The organism is Oceanobacter sp. 3_MG-2023 (assembly GCF_030688925.1).
GTDB lineage: Bacteria > Pseudomonadota > Gammaproteobacteria > Pseudomonadales > Oceanobacteraceae > Oceanobacter.
Genome location: NZ_JAUYVX010000003.1, coordinates 192,219 through 209,988, shown reverse-complemented (window position 1 = coordinate 209,988; position 17,770 = coordinate 192,219). Strand labels below are relative to the sequence as shown.

Genomic DNA, 17,770 nt, shown 5'->3' with positions numbered 1-17,770 from the left:
CTGTATTCGGTTGGGTCGGTATGGTGATGATGCGTCGCTTCTGCGGGACGCTGGGTAGTTATCGTGGCGTAATCACCTCGGCAAGCATGAACCACTGCGTGGTGTGTAGGCAACCCGGGTGTCGCAGCGGCAGCAGATTACTGCGGCTGCCGTATTAATTTTACAGACTCAGTCGAGTTGCTAAAAAATCAATAAAAACTGAAATACGCTTCGACAGGGTGGTGTTGCGGTAAAACACGGCATGTACTTCCTGGCGTGGGCTGTGCCGATTGATGACTCCTGGCAGTACTTCAACCAGTGCGCCGTTCTTCAATGCCGCCGCTACCATAAAGTTAGAAATCAGCGCGATTCCCTGGTTGGCCAAGCAGAGTTGCAACAGCGTTTCTCCGCTGCTGGCGGCAATGGATGGGCGTATTTCAAACGAATCTGACAGTGGCCAATGATTCAGTGTACTGCCCCGAGTAAAACCGATAAGTCGGTGGTGATGCAGGTCTTGTATAGATTGGGGTGTGCCATGAACCTTGAGGTAATTGGGACTGGCGACCAGTCGCAGAGGGCTGCGGCCAAGCTTGATGGCATGCAGGTTAGAGTCGTCAAGCTGGCCAATCCGGATCGCGACATCGGTGCGTTTTTCGATCAGGTCGATAACACTCTCGTTAGAGACCAATTCCAGGGTAATCAGCGGATAGCGCTGCTGGAACTCAGTCACCAGAGGGACGATTTGATGCAGTATAAACGGACTGGCGGCATCTACCCGTAACCAGCCCGATGGTGCCTGTTTGCGTAATTGCAGCGTTTCTTCTGCGTGTTCCAGATACTCCAGACCTTTGCGCACTTGTTGCACAAAGTCTATACATTCTTCGGTCGGTTCGACTTTGCGTGTGGTGCGGTTGAACAGGTTGGTGTCGAGCCGTTGCTCCAGTCGTTGAATGGCACGGGTGACTTTGGCAACAGGGTGGTCAAGGCTGTTGGCTGCTGCCGAGAAGCCGCCGAGATCGAAAACTGCCAGTAGAATGACGAGATCATCCGTCTTGGATATATTTGTCATAAGTGCAAAAGTTTTTTGTTTATTGTGATGTTTTTTGCAATATTATCTTTGCCCATACTCCTCTGCAAATTAATTCAGGAGTTATTTCATGCCTCTCGCTTTGTGGGCACTCACGTTGAGTGCATTTGCTATTGGTACTACCGAGTTTGTGATTGTCGGATTGATTCCCACCATCGCTCAAGACCTGGGCGTATCGTTGCCATCATCGGGCTTGCTGATCAGCCTTTATGCGGTTGGGGTGGCTATCGGCGCCCCGGTTTTGACGGCCTTGACCGGGCGCTGGTCTCGTAAAAGCGTGTTATTGAGTTTGATGGGATTGTTTGTGGTGGGTAACCTGGCTGCCTGGCAAGCGCCGGGTTACGAAAGCCTGATTACAGCGCGAATTCTTACCGGTTTGGCACACGGTGTTTTCTTTGCCATTGGCTCAACCATTGCCACCAGTCTGGTGAGCAAGGACAAGGAGGCCAGCGCTATTGCGATTATGTTTACCGGTCTGACGATAGCGTTGGTCACTGGCGTACCCTTGGGTACCTTGATTGGTCAGCATTTTGGTTGGCGTGCTACGTTTTTGACTGTCTCGTTATTGGGTGTTATTGCGTTGATAGGAAGTGCCGTTCTGGTACCAAAGAATCTTGTGCAATCTGCGCCAGCAACGTTGCGTGAACAATTTCAGGTGTTGATGGAGCCTCGGTTATTACTGGTCTACCTCATTACGGCACTGGGGTATGGTGGTGCTTTTACGGCGTTTACTTATCTTGCGCCGATTCTGGAGCAGGTGAGTGGCTTTGGACCCAATGCGATTGCGTTGGTGCTGCTGGTGTATGGTGTGTCGGTTGCCGTCGGTAATATCTGGGGTGGCAAGCTGGCGGATTCTCATGGACCCATCAAGGCTCTGAGTATTATTTTTTGTGCTCTGACGCTGGTACTGCTGATTTTTACCTTTACCGCGAATACCCCGGCACTGGCGGTGTTGACGGTATTGTTCTGGGGCGCTTTTGCCTTTGGTAACGTACCTGTCTTGCAGGTGTACGTGGTGCAATTGGCGGAGCGTTATACACCGAATGCAGTGGATGTGGCATCGGGGCTGAATATTGCCGCATTTAATCTTGGGGTGGCAGCAGGTTCTATGTTGGGTGGTGTGATAGTCGAAGATTTGTCGTTAATGGATACTCCCTGGATTGGGGCTTTGATTGTGGCGCTGGCCATTATTCTGACGCGTATTTCGGGAGTATTAGACTCTCGTTCATTAGCGAAACTGGCAACGGACTAAACTCACTTTTGAGACCGGCTCCAAGGTCTGTTATGAAGCCTTCAAGATTGGAGACTACCTGCTGTCACAGGCTCTCCGACATTGAAACGGCTAAATGCAGAGCCGGATAATGAGAGCGGGAGGAGTACTTATATGCACCATTTCGTACTCCGACCCGCGAAGCCGGGCCGGGAGATGCAGCAAAACACAGACCGATATGATGTGATGGCATGTCTGTCAGTCGGACGTTTTTTGTTTGTACTCACATAAATCTTCAATCAAGCATGAACCACAGCGGGGTTTACGGGCAACACAGGTATAACGCCCGTGCAAAATCAGCCAGTGGTGAGCATCCAGTTGAAATTCCTTGGGCACCAGCCGTATGAGCCGTTGTTCTACTTCGTTGACGTCTTTGCCGGGGGCAATACGGGTACGGTTGGATACCCGGAAAATATGGGTATCGACGGCAATCGTCGGTTGGCCGAAGGCGGTATTAAGCACGACGTTGGCTGTTTTTCTGCCAACGCCTGGCAGAGCTTCAAGGGCTTCTCGGGTTTCCGGTACCTGGCTCTGGTGTTTATTGATCAGAATGTCGCAGAGTTTGATGACGTTTTTGGCTTTGCTGTTAAACAGGCCAATGGTCTTGATGTATTGTTTTAGTCTCTCTTCACCCAGTGCCAGCAGTGTTTCTGGCGTATTGGCAACCGGATAGAGTTTACGGGTCGCCTTATTGACCGAGACATCCGTTGCCTGGGCCGATAGTAATACGGCAATCAACAATTCAAAAGGAGTGCGGTATTCCAGCTCGGTTTTGGGGTGTGGGTTGGCCGCCTGCAGACGACTGAAAATTTCGGTGCGTTTCGCTTTGTTCATGGTTCTGTTGTCGGGCTAGTATCAGGGAGCGGTTACTGTGCCATGAGCCTTGTGGACAGCCTAGCGGTAAATGTTACCGGCAGGTGTATCACGTGATATTTGTGTGAGTTGGCCGGTGTGTTAAGTAAGAGAATGAAAGGGTTGGAAACCGGTTAGTCGTGTATGGACTACCGTTACAGAGGGAAACAGTACCGTTAGGTGAACTCCAGCGGAACCATGTCACGCTTTCTTGGCTATGGAGTGGTTACACTTCGATACAAAATCTACACTGCCCGCTGTCACAGAAAGTAACAACCCACGGAAAAGGCAATGACCACCGATAATAAAATGCTCGTTGAGCAATTTATACATAATGCCTGGGGAAAAGGTCGATTCAATCTTGTGAAGCAAATGGTAAGTCGGGACTTTCTTTACCATGCCTCACAGTCTCTCGAAACCAATGATATTGATGGTTTTATCAAGGAGATCGACACCCTGCATAATGCGATCACTGATTTTGATCTGGCGATTGAAGACATTATGACCGATGGCGACCGTGCTATCAGTGTAATGACCATCTGCGGAAGCTTTGTCAAACCGGTATTCGGCTTTCAGCCCAATCAGAAACTGGTTGGTATTACCTGTGCAATTACCTGGACGTTGCAGCGCGGTAAGGTACGTAATATCAGTCTGATGATCGATATTGCTCACTTGCAACAGCAGCTCGCCGTTGCTTGACTGATGAAATAGTCGGCATTCAGTTTTGCCATTGGCTAAATAGCATCCGTCCTTTTATTACTTTTCCTGTCTGATTCCAGGCAGGTTCCTGTCCGTTGTTTTTATCAAGGTTTCTGCTTTAGGGGACATCTATTTAATCCGGTGCTCACTCTGGGCTACCGGCAGCCCCCGAAGGGCGCGGATTGCCGCCGTCCAGTGCGGTGTTGACGAATTTGAAAAGGACTCGTCATTTCGCTGCATTCGTCGTCTTGCCCTGAACAACGGCAACACTCGCGCAGAGTTGTGCAGGATTAAATAGATGTTCCCTTTACCTTTGATCTCTTTGGACTAACACTTCGCTCTGTTTTTTTATTGGCTTCTGCGAGGTAACACCCATGGCACACGAACAACCCAATAACCCCCTGCATGGACTGACGCTGGAAAACATACTCAAGCGTCTGGTTGAGCATTATGGCTGGAGTGGATTGGCGCAGGAGATCAATATCAATTGTTTCAAAAGTGATCCGTCGATCAAGTCATCGCTAAAATTCTTGCGTAAAACCGAATGGGCCAGAAGTAAGGTCGAAGCACTGTATCTGTCTACTTTCTGATGTATTTGGACAGCGTGGTGAGGGTTTGGTATTGGCGCTTGAAACCGCGCTCAGATAACAGCCGCTACGGTGCCCACCGGCAGGTATTGGTAGGTGTAGGTATTGTCGGTTTGTTTCCCCGGATTAATACAAGCCTGCCAGTACAGGCCGACACTGCAACTCGCAGGGGTTACTGGGCAAAGTATTCGAGAGCAACCTGATAACCCAGCGTTCCCATACCCGCAATCACAGCGTCGGCCCGCAAGGAGACGTAGGAGTGATGACGGAAGGCTTCACGCTTATGGACGTTGGAGATATGCACTTCGACCACTGCCGCTTCAAAGGTGTTCAGCGCATCGAGGATAGCAACCGAGGTATGGGTATAGGCCGCTGGGTTGATAATAATCCCCTGAGCCTGATCACGCGCTTCATGGATGCGATCGATGATCTCACCTTCGTGATTGCTCTGGAAAAACTTGATGGTCAGGCCCAACCCAGCACCCCGCTGACGCATCTTGTTTTCAACATCTTGCAGGGTTTCGTTGCCGTAGATCTCTGGTTCACGCTTGCCCAGCAGGTTCAGGTTAGGGCCGTTTAATACGTAAATAGTTTTGTTCATTGGTTGATTCCATCGTAGGCCACGGGCCGTTGTTGCTGATTGGTGGAAGTGGAGTTTAGCGGATATCCGGGCGGCGGCGCAGCCTGGTTGTGCCAGATACCTGCATCGGGTTGTTTTTCAAACTGCTGCCATAACACCGGGAACCGGCGATACCGGACAGTCGATGTGTAATAAACGGGAGCCGTGTTGCACAGGTTTTATGGTTTGTCGTTTATTTATAGCGTGTGCATCTTGTTGCTCACTCTATATTTACTGCATTGACTGCTTGATTTAATGCACCAATATGATGCTATCTGGTACTTGGTTGACCTAAAATAAGGCGGCTATTGGGTGCGGTGAGCGGTAATCCGGTCATTTTTGGGGTGAAATCCGGGTAGAAATATTTTTTTCCTCATAGGAATCATCAGTTTGGCAATCCATGGCCCGGAACTTGCCTTTCCTCTCAGGAATAATAATTCCCTTGCAGGGATTAAGTACTGTCTACACGAACGGAGAAACAAATGGCTAATTCATGGCGTATCGCCGCACTGGCGGAAAAACACCGAGCCCTGGGATCAAACCTGGAAGACTGGAACGGTCTGCCTACAGCATGGACCTACAGTAACAGTGGTTACACTCTGGCCGACGAGCACGAAGCAATCCGTACCAAAGCGGGCTTGATGGATGTATCGGGTCTGAAGAAAGTGCACTATGTTGGTCCACATGCGGAAAGCCTGCTGGAGTGGGCGACCACTCGTGACATCTCCAAACTCTATCCTGGTAAAGCGGTTTACGCTTGTATGCTGAACGAAGCAGGCAAGTTTATCGATGACTGCGTTATTTATCGTATGGGCCCCAACTCCTTTATGGTGGTGCATGGTACTGGTACCGGTTACGAACGCCTGACCCAGGCTGCGCTCGGCAAACAGGTCGCAGTGTTGTTCGATGACGATATGCACGATTTGTCCTTGCAGGGCCCTGCTGCGGTGGATTTCCTCGCCGAGCATGTTCCTGGCATCCGTGATCTGCCTTATTTCCACCATACTCACGCCCGCCTGTTTGGTTGCCCGGTAACGATTTCACGTACTGGCTATACTGGTGAACGTGGTTACGAGATCTTCTGCAAAGCTGCTGACGCTGCCACGATCTGGGACAACGTGCTGGAACAGGGTAAGGAATTTGGCATTATCCCTTGCTCCTTTACCGCCCTCGACTGGCTGCGTACCGAAAGCTATCTGCTGTTTTTTCCGTTTGATAACTCCGAGATGTACCCGTTCGAAAACGAACCTGCGGGCGACACTCTGTGGGAACTGGGTCTGGACTTCACCGTATCCAAGGACAAAACTGCATTCTGTGGTGCCTACGAACACTTCCGCCTGAAGGGCAAAGAGCGTTTCAGCATCTTTGGCGTATTGCTGGAAGGCAAGGAAGCTGCTGCTGAAGGCGACGAACTTTGGGCTGACGGCAAAAAAGTCGGAGTTATCACCTGTGCCATGTACTCGCGCCTGACTGACCGCTCCATGGCCATTGCTCGTCTTGAAGTGCCTTACGCCAAACAGGGCGCACCGCTCCAGGTCAAAGGCAGCCTTGACGTATCGGCCATTGCCCATACTCTGCCGTTTGATGATCCAGAGAAGAAAAAGCGTGTAGCGAAAGGCTGATCAAGCCTTCCGGGCTGAAGCTATGACAGACGTGTGATCGACACCTGAAGAAAAGGGCTTGTTTCCTGGAAACAAGCCCTTTTTTATTGGTGTTATTGTGTTGCTGCGGTTTGCGGCAGCCGCCCTAGAGCAGCAATAACAGCGCCGTTGTAAGGGTGAAAAATGACGCCACCGTTGCCACCAACAAGCCACTGGAACAGAAGTTGCGCATACCGTAATGACTGCCAACCATCGGAAACAGCGCCGCCATGGGCAAGGCAGCATAAACAATGGTGAGGGTTTGCAATGTCGGGTCAAAGTCGGGCCACAGCATCAATACCAACATCACCGCCAGTGGATGAACCAGCAGCTTGATGGTGCTGAGCAAGCTGATATCACGGAGGTTACCGCGCAAGGTATTGCCAACCAGTGAGCCACCAATCACCAGCAGGGCAATGGCGGCAGCGGCGTTACCTAACAGGGTCAAGGTGCGCAGGGCCGGATTCGGGAGAGACCAGCCTGCCACAGAAACCAGCAAACCCGCGGCGATGGCGATAATGATCGGATTTTTGATCAGCCGTTGAATAATACCCGCCAGTACCGTGATGATCGACAACGCCTGTTGCTGGTCTTCCTTGCTTCTGCCCAGCTCCACCATAATCAGTACCGCCGGCAGAATAACGATGTTTTCGACCATCACAGCGAAAGCAAAGGTATGGCCCCATTCCTCTCCAAAGGCCTGTACGACCACCGGGTAGCCGATAAAGATGCTGTTGGGCATGGAACAGCCCAGTGCCTTGATTGCGCTGGTGGACAGGTTGTTTCCGAGCATGCCGCGAAATACGATCAGTGCAACGATCTGGGCCAGCAAGGCCCCTGCTGCATACACACCGAGGAAATCCCAGGCCTGAATCTGGCTGAAGTCCAATTGCGATACGGTGGCAAAGGTCAACGCCGGAATCAGGCAATACAGTACCAGCCTGGATAATACCGGCAGCATGTCCTTGGGGATAAAACGACTGTGTACCAGGTAAAAGCCCAAGCCAATAACAGCAAAAATAGGAATAATAATCGAGACAGTAGACAACATGGGAAAGGCGTCCTGGGTAAGGGGCTGCGTAGTAGCGCTCGGCACTCAGATCAGATGACCGATGTTGTGGGTCAATGATCAACCGGGTAATAAGATTACCGGGCAAAACGCTATCACGTCAGGGCAGCAGGGTGATAATTCAATCTTGTGTGTGGTGATTCAATGATTGGTAAGGGCGTTGACTGCGACAAGGGCGGTCTGGTCACGATAATATCTTGTCTCGCTCACTGACTGAGAGCTTATTCAAAGTAAGGAATATCGCATGTGGATGGGTTTTGAGCCTGGCTTTTGGCTGCTGGCGGTCATTGCAGTGTTGATTACCGGGATTTCCAAGTCCGGTTTTGCCGGTGGGGTTGGCGTGGTCGCCGTCCCCCTGATGACCATTTATATCGACCCCCGTCAGGCCGCGGCCATTATGTTGCCGCTGTTGTTACTGATGGATTTTTTCAGTGTGCGTTTCTGGTGGGGTAAACAGAACCTGCAGGAACTGCGGCGTTTGCTGGTACCGGCGGCCCTGGGGTTGGTCGTGGGGTATCTGCTGTTTGATTGGCTGAATGCCGACATGATCAAGATGATGCTGGGGATATTGTCATTGGCGTTTGCACTGTGGGGGTTGGGTAAAAAGCAGGCGTTGGGTGAACCGCGGCAGGGCCATCCGTGGGTTGCCCGTGTGTGTGGCCTGATGACCGGTTTTACCAGTTTTGTTGCCCATGCCGGTGGGCCACCGCTGAATTTGTATCTGTTGCCGTTGCGGTTACCACGGCCTGAATATCTGGCCACCATGGTTGTGACCATTGCCTGCCTGAATGTGGTCAAGCTGATTCCTTATGGCCTGCTGGGGCAGCTCAGTTCTGCCAACCTGATGACCGCACTGATTCTGATGCCTTTTGCCTGGATGGGTGCTCGTTACGGTGTGAAATTACAGGCACTGATAGACGACAAAACCTTTTACCGGATTATTTATCTGGCGTTAGGCTTGATTGGTTTACGGCTGTTGTGGGATGCGATTTGAGTGTTCTGGAGGAGCGACGAGTAGCAACCCAACTGGCTGCGAACGACTGTCGACTGTTGTTCGTCAGGCTGTCATAGCGTGTCGTGTACTGCTGCGCTGTTATCAGCCAACATTGGCAAACTCACAAGCGGGCAGGGTGCTGACATGCTCGCGGATCAGTTGCTTGGCAGCGCGTCCACAGCAACCACAGTCGGTAGCCAGACCGAGCGACCGGCGCATTTCACCATAACTTTGACCTTGATCAACCGCATCTTTGACTTGTTGATTGGTAACGGCTTTACACAGACACACATACATATTGCTGATCTCCGCAATCGAGAATGACTATCAGTGGTAGACAGTGTATCTAAATGATAAGAGTTTGCAATACTTTTAGTGACTGTAATTCCGGTTGGTTACCGGGGCAGGAAAGCGGCTAGCAAACAGAGTGCAGGCAAGAGCCATCGCAGGCCGTAAAACGGTACTGCGATGGCTGACTGATCAATGCTGGAAACGCCTGGATCAGTTGTGTGCGTGCAGCTCTTCGTTCAGCTGAATGGCACTTTTGTTGGTCACGCACTGTACTGCGCCACTGATGGAGTCACGACGGAACAGCAGATCGGATTTGCCCGCCAGGTCACGGCCCTTGACGGTTTCAACCACATTTTTCTGGTCGTCCAGTACCAGAATCTTGGTACCGGCGGTGACGTATAAACCGGCTTCAACGGTACAGCGATCACCCAGTGGGATACCAATACCGGCGTTAGCGCCCAGCAGGCAGTTTTCGCCCACCGAAATAATAATGTTACCACCACCGGACAGTGTGCCCATGGTCGAACAACCGCCACCCAGGTCAGAACCGTTGCCGACCACAACACCTGCTGAGATACGGCCTTCAACCATCGAGACGCCTTCCGTACCGGCGTTAAAGTTGACAAACCCTTCGTGCATGATGGTTGTGCCTTCACCCACGTAAGCGCCCAGACGGACACGGGAAGTATCGGCAATGCGTACGCCTGCAGGTACTACGTAATCGGTCATGCGAGGGAATTTATCAACGCTGTTGACGCTCAGCAATGTACCGTTCAGGCGCGCATCCAGTTGGGCCGCCGGCAGTTCTGCCAGATCGATGGCACCCTGGTTGGTCCAGGCGACATTCGGCAGCAAGCCAAACATACCGGCCAGATTAACACCGTGTGGCTTGACCAGGCGATGGGACAGCAAATGCAGCTTGAGATATACCTCGGGCGTGCTGCTGGACTGGACATCGGTTGCCAGTACTGTGATTACCACCGGCTGTTCGCTTTCAATGCAGGCACGGGCAAGGCCGGATTGAGTGGCATCCAGTTCTGCCAGCGCATCCGCAAATGCACTCAGGTCGCCACCGTCGGCTTCAATCGCCTGGTTGCCACCTTCGTAGCCCAGGGCGCTTTTGGCCGCTTCAATCAGGCTGTCGGCGGGGTTGAGCAAGGGCTTGGAGTAAAAGACTTCCAGCCATTCTCCTTTGCTGTTTTTGGTGCCGACACCGATGGCCAGTGCAAATGCATTACTCATGTCATATTCCTCAATTCAATTCCGCTGCGCCAGACAGGTACGGGCAGCCAGTCAGTCTGTGGATTGTTTAATCGGGTTTGATTAATCGATTTGGGTTGCTGGTGGTTGGTTAAACAGGGCGGCGTAAGTATCTGGCTTGAAACCCAGTAACTTCTGGCTGCCGGTATCCAGCAAGGGTCGTTTGATGATCGACGGGTTCTCGAGCATGGCCTGGCGCGCACTGGCGTTATCCATCCGGGTTTTGAGGTCATCCGGCAGGGCGCGCCAGGTCGTGCCGCGTTTGTTGATCAAGGCTTCCCAGCCCAGCTCGTCCAGCCACTGGTCAACCAGCGCCGGGTCCAGCCCGTCTTTTTTGTAATCGTGAAAGGTAAACTCAATCGCTGCCTGATCGAGCCAGTTGCGGGCCTTTTTGATGGTGTCGCAGTTTTTGATGCCGTACATGGTGATCATGATGAAATCCGCTGCCGAAAATCGAAAGGCGCAAGGATACCAAAGCCAGCGGCGGAGTTCAGCGTGTGGTGGTGATTCATGGCTGGATATACAAAGATCAGGAAGCCCGGGTATGACTGAGGCAGCTGCTGAGAAAACGGCAGACATCGGCAATTTCCGGATGCGACACCTCGTGTTGCATCGGATAGCTGAACCACAGTGGTTGCAGGCCATGCTGACGCAGCTGTTCCAGCGCCGTTGTTGCCAGCGAGATAGGAACTACCGGGTCGACTGTGCCATGGGCAATCATGACTTGCAGCTGGCAGTTGGCCGGATGCAGCTTGAACGGATTTACCCGGCTGCCATCGGGCACGTAGGTGCTCAGGGCAATCAGGCCACCGAGTGTCTGGCCAAAGCTGGAGGCGGTCTGATACGCGACGGCCCCTCCCTGGGAGAAACCGGTAATAAAAATGTTCCAGGATGGAATACCGCTGTCGATCTGCTGCTGGATCAGGCGATACATACGATTGACGGAATCGGCCAGCTGGTCGGGATCAATCGTGCGTTTGGGAGTCATGGCCAGAATATCGTACCAGGAGCGCATCGAGGTACCATTGGCCATGGTCACCGGGCGTTTGGGGGCATGGGGGAAAATACAGCGCAACTGAGAGGTGTCCATCAGGCTGCCCATATGCTGCACCACCGGGACAAAGTCGTAGCCATCGGCCCCCAGGCCATGTAACCAGATCAGGCAGGCACTGGCCTTGCCGCTGGACGGTTCGAGCACCACCTGCTCCGGGGTTTCGGTCATATTCATAGGCTGTATTTGTCTCCAGATGGGGCAGGGATCATGTCCCCCGGTCAGAAAAACAGACCGGCTTCGAGCTGCGCTTCTTCCGTCATCATGTCACGATGCCACTGGGGTTCAAACACCAGTTCAACGTTGACAGCACTGACATTGGGTACCTTGGCGACCCGGTATTTGACGTCAGAGATAAGCACTGGCCCCATACCGCAGGTGGGGGCGGTCAGGGTCATGCGAATATTGACCTGGGTGCCATCGATATCGATGCCATAAATCAGACCGAGATCAAGCAGGTTGATCGGGATTTCCGGATCAAAAATCGTCCGCAAGGCCTGCTCGACCTGATCTTTTCGAACAATGCCGTCATCGTGTGCGGCAAATTCGATTTGTTCTGCTTCCAGCCCCAGTGCGGCAGCATCCGTGCCGTCCACGCGCATCATATTGCCGTTCACGGTAACGGTGTAGTTGCCACCCAGCGCCTGGTTGATGGTGACAAACACACCTGGCGGAATGGTGGCAGGAATACCGGAAGGTACCTGTCGCGCTGGACATTCGGCCAGCGAAACAACCATACGTTTTTCCATAAAAGAATTACCTGTAGCGAAGGTTTTGCTCCGCGATGACGGTATGGCGACCGGTATCGCGGAGTGGCAGTGCTGGTGTGCCAAACATCAGTTGCCAGACAAGACGGGCAAGCTTACACCGACTCAGACCGAAAAGGATTCACCACAGCCACACAAATCACGGGCATTGGGGTTATTGAACTTGATGATGCTGTTCAAGCCTTCTTTGGTGAAGTCGATTTCGGTGCCACGGACATAGGACCTGGCATCGGCAGCAACATACAGGGTGACATCGCTGGCGACCTGTACAATCTGGTCGCCGTCACTGGGAGCGTCGACAAAATCGATATCATACTTGAAGCCGGAGCAGCCGCTCTTTTTGACCGCCAGGCGGACGCCGGTCTTGTCACTGTTTTTGGCCAGCATGTTGCGGATGTGCTGGATCGCTGCAGCAGTCATGCTGACATCGGCAGCGGCATTCGGGTCGTAGGTTTCAATACTCATCGGTGTGTCCTCAATCGGTCACGAATCATTACAGCAAAAACATCTTGGCTTTTTCCAACCCTTTGAACAAGGCATCAACCTCGTCCAGAGTATTGTAAAACGCCATCGAAGCCCGCACGGTGCCGGGAACACCCAGACGTTCCATCAAGGGCATGGCACAGTGGTGGCCGGTGCGTACGGCAATGCCTTGCTGGTCGAGCAGGGTACCAACATCCGCCGGGTGCACTCCCTCCAGCAAGAAGCTGAAGACCGAGGCTTTTTTGGCGGCTTCACCAATAATACGGATACCGCCCAGCTCCAGCGCCATGGCATGGGCTTTTTTGATCAGTGCTTCTTCCTGGGCCGCCAGTATCTTGCGGTCAAGCCCGTTGAGATAGTTGATCGCGGCGGCAAGGCCAATCGCCCCGGCAATGTTTGGCGTTCCGGCTTCAAACTTGTAAGGCAGCTGGTTGTAGGTTGTGCCAGCAAAGGAGCAGCGTTCGATCATTTCACCGCCACCCTGATAGGGCGGCATGTCATTGAGCAACTCTTCCTTGCCGTACAGCACGCCCATACCGGTCGGGCCGAATAATTTATGGCTGGAGAAAGCGTAGAAATCGACATCCAGTTGCAATACGTCGATATCGAAGTGGGATACGCCCTGGGCGCCATCCACCATGACGACGGATTCGTTGATGCGGGCCATACGGACAATGTCCGGAATGGGGTTCACGGTGCCGAGTGAGTTGGACACGTGGGCCACCGAAATCAGTTTGACACGGGGTTCCATCAATTCGGCCATGGCGTTGAGGTCGAGTTCGCCATTGTCTTTCACCGGAATCGGAATCAGCTCAGCACCAACCTGCTCACACAGCATTTGCCAGGGCACGATATTGGAGTGGTGCTCCATCTCGCTGACCAGAATACGATCACCCTTGCCAATGTGCTTGCGGCCCCAGGTGGCGGCAACCAGGTTTATGCCTTCGGTGGTGCCACGGGTCCAGACAATTTCTTCCGGTTTCAGAGCACCAATAAATTGCTGCACGGTGCGGCGGGCACCTTCAAACTGTTCGGTCGCCACGTCACTGAGATAGTGGGCACCACGGTGGACGTTGGAATTGACCGTACGGTAGAAGTTGGCTTCGGCTTCAATGACTGCATTGGGTTTGTGCGTTGTCGCGCCGTTGTCGAGATAGACCAGTGGCTTGCCATGGACCTGCTGTTGCAGTGCCGGGAAGTCCTGACGGATCTGTTCGATGTAGCGGCGGGTCTCGGTGGCATAGGCGTCGATCATGACAAGGCCTCCACTTGTTCGGTGGTAAACGCCGGGGCGCGGCCAAAACGTTGCGCCAGCAGCGGGCGTAACCAGTCCCCGATGGCAGGGTGCGGCAGGGCATCCAGCAGTTCGTTGATAAAACCAAAGCTCAGCATCACTTGGGCATCCTGTTCACTGATGCCGCGGCTTTGCAGATAAAAACGGGCCTTGTCATCAAGCTGGGCGACGGTTGCACCGTGGGCGCATTTCACATCGTCGGCGTAGATTTCCAGTTCTGGCTTGGTGTCGATTTCAGCCTTGTTGGTCAGCAACAGGTTTTTGTTGCTCAGCTCGGCCAGGGTTTTTTGCGCATCCTTGTGAATATGAATGCGGCCGTTAAAGACGGCTTTGGCCTGGTCGTTGATAATGCCGCGGAATACTTCGTTGCTGGTGCAATGGGCGGCAGCGTGTTCGATACAGGTATGAAAGTCGACCAGCTGCGATCCTTGCGGCACATATACACCAGAAATCTCTGAGTGCGAACCACCTATATTGTGGTTAACCACCAGATCGTTGCGCGTCAGTGCTGACCCCAACCCTAAATGAAACGCCTGATAGTGAGCATCACGCTGCAAGTCGATGCGGCTGCTGCCGATAAAGGCGCTGGCGGACTGCATCCGGTTCAGGCGGTAATGGGTCAGGCGGGCATTGTCGCCGATCTGGATATCGGTCTGATTGTTGGTAAAGCTGTTATCGTCGTGTGCAGAGACGGAAGCAAATTGTTCAATCAGTGTCAGTTCCGCATTGGTTTCCAATACCACCAGAACCCGGCTATTGACGCTGTAGGCTGATTCGGCTCCGGTGTTGATGGAACAGATTTGCAGCGGTTTGTCGAGCTGGCTGTTACGGCCGATGGTGACCAGTACGCCGCTGTTGAGCACGGCGTCGTTAAGGTCGTTGAACAGGTGATGATTCGATTGCTGGCGGGCGTTGGCCAACTGTTCAGCGATGGCAGCTTGCTGGTCTGTATTGGCGTTCTCAAACAGTACCACTTGCTCCAACGCCAATGCACTGGACAGCTCGGGATGGATCTGGCCGTTAACCAGCACCAGCTGATAGCTGTCCAGTCCGGCGATGGTTGCCGCTGCTGCCAGATCCTTGTTATTGGCCGCGGTGATAGGGGGGATATCAGCATGGTAGCTGTCCCCGGCCAGGGTTTTCAGCGAGCAGTATTTCCACGCTTCGGTTTTGCGGGTCGGCCAGGGGGCAGCGGCAAATGCAGCACTGCCCTGGGCGCGAATGGGCTGTAACCAGTCTGGCGCATGGGTGCCGTTGACTCGTTGCAGTTGTTGATCTTGAAAAACAGTAGCCACCTTAACTCTCCGGACTGTGGTGTTGTAACGCGTCAGGGTTCAGATTCTTGACGCCAGACAGACAAAAGCTCGCCATTTCAGGCTTCGCTTTCCAGCCAGCTGTAGCCTTTTTCTTCCAGTTCCAGTGCCAGCTCTTTACCACCGGACTTGACGATTTTGCCATCGGCCAGTACGTGTACGTAATCCGGCACAATGTAGTCGAGCAGACGCTGGTAGTGAGTCACGATAATAAAAGAGCGGTTTGGATCTCGCATGGCATTGACGCCATGGGCAACCACTTGCAGGGCATCGATATCCAGACCGGAGTCGGTTTCATCGAGAATGCACAATGACGGTTCCAGCATCATCATTTGCATCAGTTCGTTACGTTTTTTCTCGCCGCCAGAGAAGCCTTCGTTAACACCACGCTTGAGGAAGCTCTGGTCGAGGTTAACGGCCTTGATTTTTTCTCGGGCTTTTTTCAGAAAACTGACTGAATCCAGTGGCTCTTTGCCCTGGTGAGCGCGAATGGCATCGACTGACGCCTTGAGAAATTCGAGGTTGGAAACCCCGGGAATTTCAACCGGATACTGAAACGCCAGAAACAGACCTTCGCGAGCACGCTCTTCTGCTTCCAGAGCGAGAATGTCCTTGCCGTTCAGGGTGGCAGAGCCGGCGGTGACTTCATAACCATCGCGGCCTGCCAATACGTTACCCAGAGTACTCTTGCCCGCACCGTTCGGACCCATGATGGCGTGAATCTCACCGGGTTTGATGTCCAGGTTGAGGCCTTTGAGAATGGGTTTGTCTTCCACTTTGGCGTGCAGGTTGCTAATGCTGATCATGGTTGTTCCTGTCTTCGTCTGGCGTCAGACGCAGGACGTCGGACGCAGGATTTATTGCTCAGACGTCGGTTGACGGACGTCTGATGCTGTTGTTTTTCCTCGTTGTCATACTCAAGCTGGCAACGAGTTTGCCGATACACGTTGGTGATCCGGCTCTTGCGCGGGCGCAAGGGAACCGGGGTATCGGGCTGGGTGTGGGTCAGCCCACCGAGCCTTCCAATGACAGCTCCAGCAGTTTGCCTGCTTCGACGGCAAATTCCATCGGCAGCTCTTTAAACACCTCTTTGCAGAAACCGTTAACAATCATGGAGACGGCTTTCTCGGTATCAATGCCGCGCTGGCGACACAAGAACAGCTGATCGTCACTGACTGTGGAGGTGGTGGCTTCGTGCTCGATAACGGCCGAAGGGTGCTTGCTTTCGATGTAGGGGAAAGTATGGGCACCACACTGATCACCAATCAGCAGGGAATCACATTGGGTGTAGTTTCGGGCACCGGCTGCGTTCGGGTTCATACGCACCAGGCCGCGATAGGCGTTCTGGCTTTTACCGGCAGAAATCCCTTTGGAAATAATGGTGGAGCGGGTGTTTTTGCCCAGGTGAATCATCTTGGTGCCAGTGTCGGCCTGTTGATAATTGTTGGTCAACGCGACGGAGTAGAACTCACCGACGGCGTTGTCACCCTTGAGAATGCAGCTCGGGTACTTCCAGGTAACTGCAGACCCGGTCTCGACCTGGGTCCAGCTGACCTTGGCATTGGTATGGGCGACGGCGCGTTTGGTCACAAAATTATAAATGCCGCCCTTGCCTTCTTCGTCGCCGGGATACCAGTTTTGCACCGTGCTGTATTTGATTTCTGCATCATCAAGGGCGATCAGTTCCACCACCGCAGCGTGTAACTGGTTTTCGTCGCGCATTGGCGCGGTACAGCCTTCGAGGTAGGAAACGTGGGAGCCTTCATCGGCGATGATCAGGGTACGTTCAAACTGACCGGTTTTGGCTTCGTTGATGCGGAAGTAGGTCGACAATTCCATCGGGCAGCGGACGCCTTTGGGAATATAAACAAACGAGCCATCGGAGAACACGGCACTGTTAAGTGCGGCATAAAAGTTGTCACGCTGTGGCACCACGGTACCAAGGTATTTTTTCACCAGTTCCGGGTGTTTGTGTACCGCTTCGGAAATCGGCATAAAAATCACCCCGGCTTCCGCCAGTTTGTCGCGGAAGGTGGTGGCAACGGATACCGAGTCAAACACCGCATCGACGGCAACACCGGCCAGCATCAGCTGTTCGTGCAGCGGAATACCCAGTTTTTCATAGGTGCGCAGCAGTTCAGGGTCGACTTCGTCGAGGCTTTTGGGGCCATCGGCCATGCTTTTGGGGGCGGAATAATACGACAGTGCCTGAAAGTCCGGCTTGTCGTATTGTACGTGAGCCCAATCCGGTTCGACCATTTCCAGCCAGGAGCGGTAAGCTTTCAGACGCCATTCGGTCATCCATTCCGGCTCACCTTTCTTGGCAGAAATAAATCGCACCACGTCTTCATTCAAGCCGGGGAGCAAGGTGTCGGATTCGATATCACTGATAAATCCGGCAGCGTATTCTTTTTTGAAACGCTGGTGGATTTCCTGATTCGCTTCGGGGTCGGTCAGAACTGGGGTTGGGGCATCGGTCATGGCGCTATCTCTCGGTCGGATGACATCGTTCCGT

At 53.1% G+C, this 17,770-nt stretch carries 19 protein-coding genes; 5 read left to right on the top strand and 14 right to left on the bottom strand.

From position 1 onward, the window contains the following. Nucleotides 1-160: 160 nt before the first annotated feature. Nucleotides 161-1,048 (bottom strand): LysR family transcriptional regulator, encoded by an 888-nt coding sequence (locus tag Q8W32_RS04335; RefSeq protein WP_303432955.1) that lies wholly within the window; start codon nucleotides 1,046-1,048, stop codon nucleotides 161-163. An 88-nt stretch (nucleotides 1,049-1,136) separates the two neighbouring features. Between Q8W32_RS04335 and Q8W32_RS04330 the strand changes: the two genes are divergently transcribed. Then, nucleotides 1,137-2,318 carry an MFS transporter gene (locus Q8W32_RS04330; protein WP_303432954.1) on the top strand — a complete coding sequence of 394 codons (1,182 nt, stop codon included), beginning with the start codon at nucleotides 1,137-1,139 and terminating at the stop codon, nucleotides 2,316-2,318. Nucleotides 2,319-2,534: 216 nt separating this feature from the next. Here Q8W32_RS04330 and nth read toward each other — a convergent pair whose 3' ends face one another. Next, on the bottom strand, nucleotides 2,535-3,170 hold the full coding sequence (gene nth / locus Q8W32_RS04325; protein ID WP_305413853.1) for an endonuclease III: 636 nt from the start codon (nucleotides 3,168-3,170) through the stop codon (nucleotides 2,535-2,537). Between the two features lie 309 nt (nucleotides 3,171-3,479). Between nth and Q8W32_RS04320 the strand changes: the two genes are divergently transcribed. Together Q8W32_RS04320 and Q8W32_RS04315 are read left to right on the top strand one after the other, a co-directional pair. Next, nucleotides 3,480-3,887 (top strand): ester cyclase, encoded by a 408-nt coding sequence (locus Q8W32_RS04320; protein WP_303432952.1) that lies wholly within the window; start codon nucleotides 3,480-3,482, stop codon nucleotides 3,885-3,887. A 374-nt stretch (nucleotides 3,888-4,261) separates the two neighbouring features. After that, nucleotides 4,262-4,477 (top strand): VF530 family protein, encoded by a 216-nt coding sequence (locus tag Q8W32_RS04315; RefSeq protein ID WP_303432951.1) that lies wholly within the window; start codon nucleotides 4,262-4,264, stop codon nucleotides 4,475-4,477. Between the two features lie 169 nt (nucleotides 4,478-4,646). Here Q8W32_RS04315 and aroQ read toward each other — a convergent pair whose 3' ends face one another. Continuing rightward, nucleotides 4,647-5,075, bottom strand: a complete 429-nt coding sequence (gene aroQ / locus Q8W32_RS04310) for a type II 3-dehydroquinate dehydratase (RefSeq protein WP_303432950.1) — start codon at nucleotides 5,073-5,075, stop codon at nucleotides 4,647-4,649. Between the two features lie 500 nt (nucleotides 5,076-5,575). On the opposite strand from aroQ, the gene Q8W32_RS04305 reads away from it, so the two are divergent. Next, nucleotides 5,576-6,715, top strand: coding sequence for an aminomethyltransferase family protein (locus Q8W32_RS04305; RefSeq protein WP_303432949.1), 1,140 nt, complete (start codon nucleotides 5,576-5,578; stop codon nucleotides 6,713-6,715). Nucleotides 6,716-6,839: 124 nt separating this feature from the next. On the opposite strand, the gene Q8W32_RS04300 is transcribed toward Q8W32_RS04305, so the two are convergent. After that, nucleotides 6,840-7,784 carry an AEC family transporter gene (locus tag Q8W32_RS04300; RefSeq protein ID WP_303432947.1) on the bottom strand — a complete coding sequence of 315 codons (945 nt, stop codon included), beginning with the start codon at nucleotides 7,782-7,784 and terminating at the stop codon, nucleotides 6,840-6,842. 262 nt (nucleotides 7,785-8,046) lie between these two features. Here Q8W32_RS04300 and Q8W32_RS04295 point away from each other — a divergent pair, with 262 nt between their 5' ends. Next, entirely contained in the window at nucleotides 8,047-8,796 is a 750-nt protein-coding gene (locus Q8W32_RS04295) for a sulfite exporter TauE/SafE family protein (protein ID WP_305413851.1), read from the top strand. Nucleotides 8,797-8,898: 102 nt separating this feature from the next. Here Q8W32_RS04295 and Q8W32_RS04290 read toward each other — a convergent pair whose 3' ends face one another. From Q8W32_RS04290 to sufB, 10 genes are all read right to left on the bottom strand, one after another. Next, complete coding sequence (locus Q8W32_RS04290) at nucleotides 8,899-9,093, bottom strand: (2Fe-2S)-binding protein (RefSeq protein ID WP_303432943.1); 195 nt, start codon at nucleotides 9,091-9,093, stop codon at nucleotides 8,899-8,901. Between the two features lie 204 nt (nucleotides 9,094-9,297). Continuing rightward, nucleotides 9,298-10,329 carry a 2,3,4,5-tetrahydropyridine-2,6-dicarboxylate N-succinyltransferase gene (gene dapD, locus Q8W32_RS04285; RefSeq protein WP_305413848.1) on the bottom strand — a complete coding sequence of 344 codons (1,032 nt, stop codon included), beginning with the start codon at nucleotides 10,327-10,329 and terminating at the stop codon, nucleotides 9,298-9,300. A gap of 81 nt (nucleotides 10,330-10,410) precedes the next feature. After that, on the bottom strand, nucleotides 10,411-10,779 hold the full coding sequence (locus Q8W32_RS04280) for an ArsC family reductase (RefSeq protein ID WP_305413847.1): 369 nt from the start codon (nucleotides 10,777-10,779) through the stop codon (nucleotides 10,411-10,413). A gap of 97 nt (nucleotides 10,780-10,876) precedes the next feature. Next, nucleotides 10,877-11,575: an alpha/beta hydrolase gene (locus tag Q8W32_RS04275; protein ID WP_305413846.1), complete on the bottom strand. Its 699-nt coding sequence runs from the start codon at nucleotides 11,573-11,575 to the stop codon at nucleotides 10,877-10,879. A 44-nt stretch (nucleotides 11,576-11,619) separates the two neighbouring features. Then, nucleotides 11,620-12,147 carry a putative Fe-S cluster assembly protein SufT gene (gene sufT / locus Q8W32_RS04270; RefSeq protein ID WP_303432935.1) on the bottom strand — a complete coding sequence of 176 codons (528 nt, stop codon included), beginning with the start codon at nucleotides 12,145-12,147 and terminating at the stop codon, nucleotides 11,620-11,622. Nucleotides 12,148-12,270: 123 nt separating this feature from the next. Continuing rightward, nucleotides 12,271-12,630 (bottom strand): iron-sulfur cluster assembly accessory protein, encoded by a 360-nt coding sequence (locus Q8W32_RS04265; protein WP_303432933.1) that lies wholly within the window; start codon nucleotides 12,628-12,630, stop codon nucleotides 12,271-12,273. Nucleotides 12,631-12,658: 28 nt separating this feature from the next. Continuing rightward, nucleotides 12,659-13,903 carry an aminotransferase class V-fold PLP-dependent enzyme gene (locus tag Q8W32_RS04260; protein ID WP_305413845.1) on the bottom strand — a complete coding sequence of 415 codons (1,245 nt, stop codon included), beginning with the start codon at nucleotides 13,901-13,903 and terminating at the stop codon, nucleotides 12,659-12,661. Beyond that, nucleotides 13,900-15,237 (bottom strand): Fe-S cluster assembly protein SufD, encoded by a 1,338-nt coding sequence (sufD, locus tag Q8W32_RS04255; RefSeq protein WP_305413844.1) that lies wholly within the window; start codon nucleotides 15,235-15,237, stop codon nucleotides 13,900-13,902. Before sufD ends, Q8W32_RS04260 begins: the two co-directional genes overlap by 4 nt. Before the next feature lie 77 nt (nucleotides 15,238-15,314). Next, the gene (gene sufC, locus Q8W32_RS04250; protein WP_303432927.1) at nucleotides 15,315-16,061 is read right to left on the bottom strand and encodes a Fe-S cluster assembly ATPase SufC; all 747 of its coding nucleotides are present in this window, start codon (nucleotides 16,059-16,061) and stop codon (nucleotides 15,315-15,317) included. 199 nt (nucleotides 16,062-16,260) lie between these two features. Further along, nucleotides 16,261-17,736, bottom strand: a complete 1,476-nt coding sequence (gene sufB / locus Q8W32_RS04245; protein WP_303432926.1) for a Fe-S cluster assembly protein SufB — start codon at nucleotides 17,734-17,736, stop codon at nucleotides 16,261-16,263. Nucleotides 17,737-17,770: the final 34 nt, after the last annotated feature.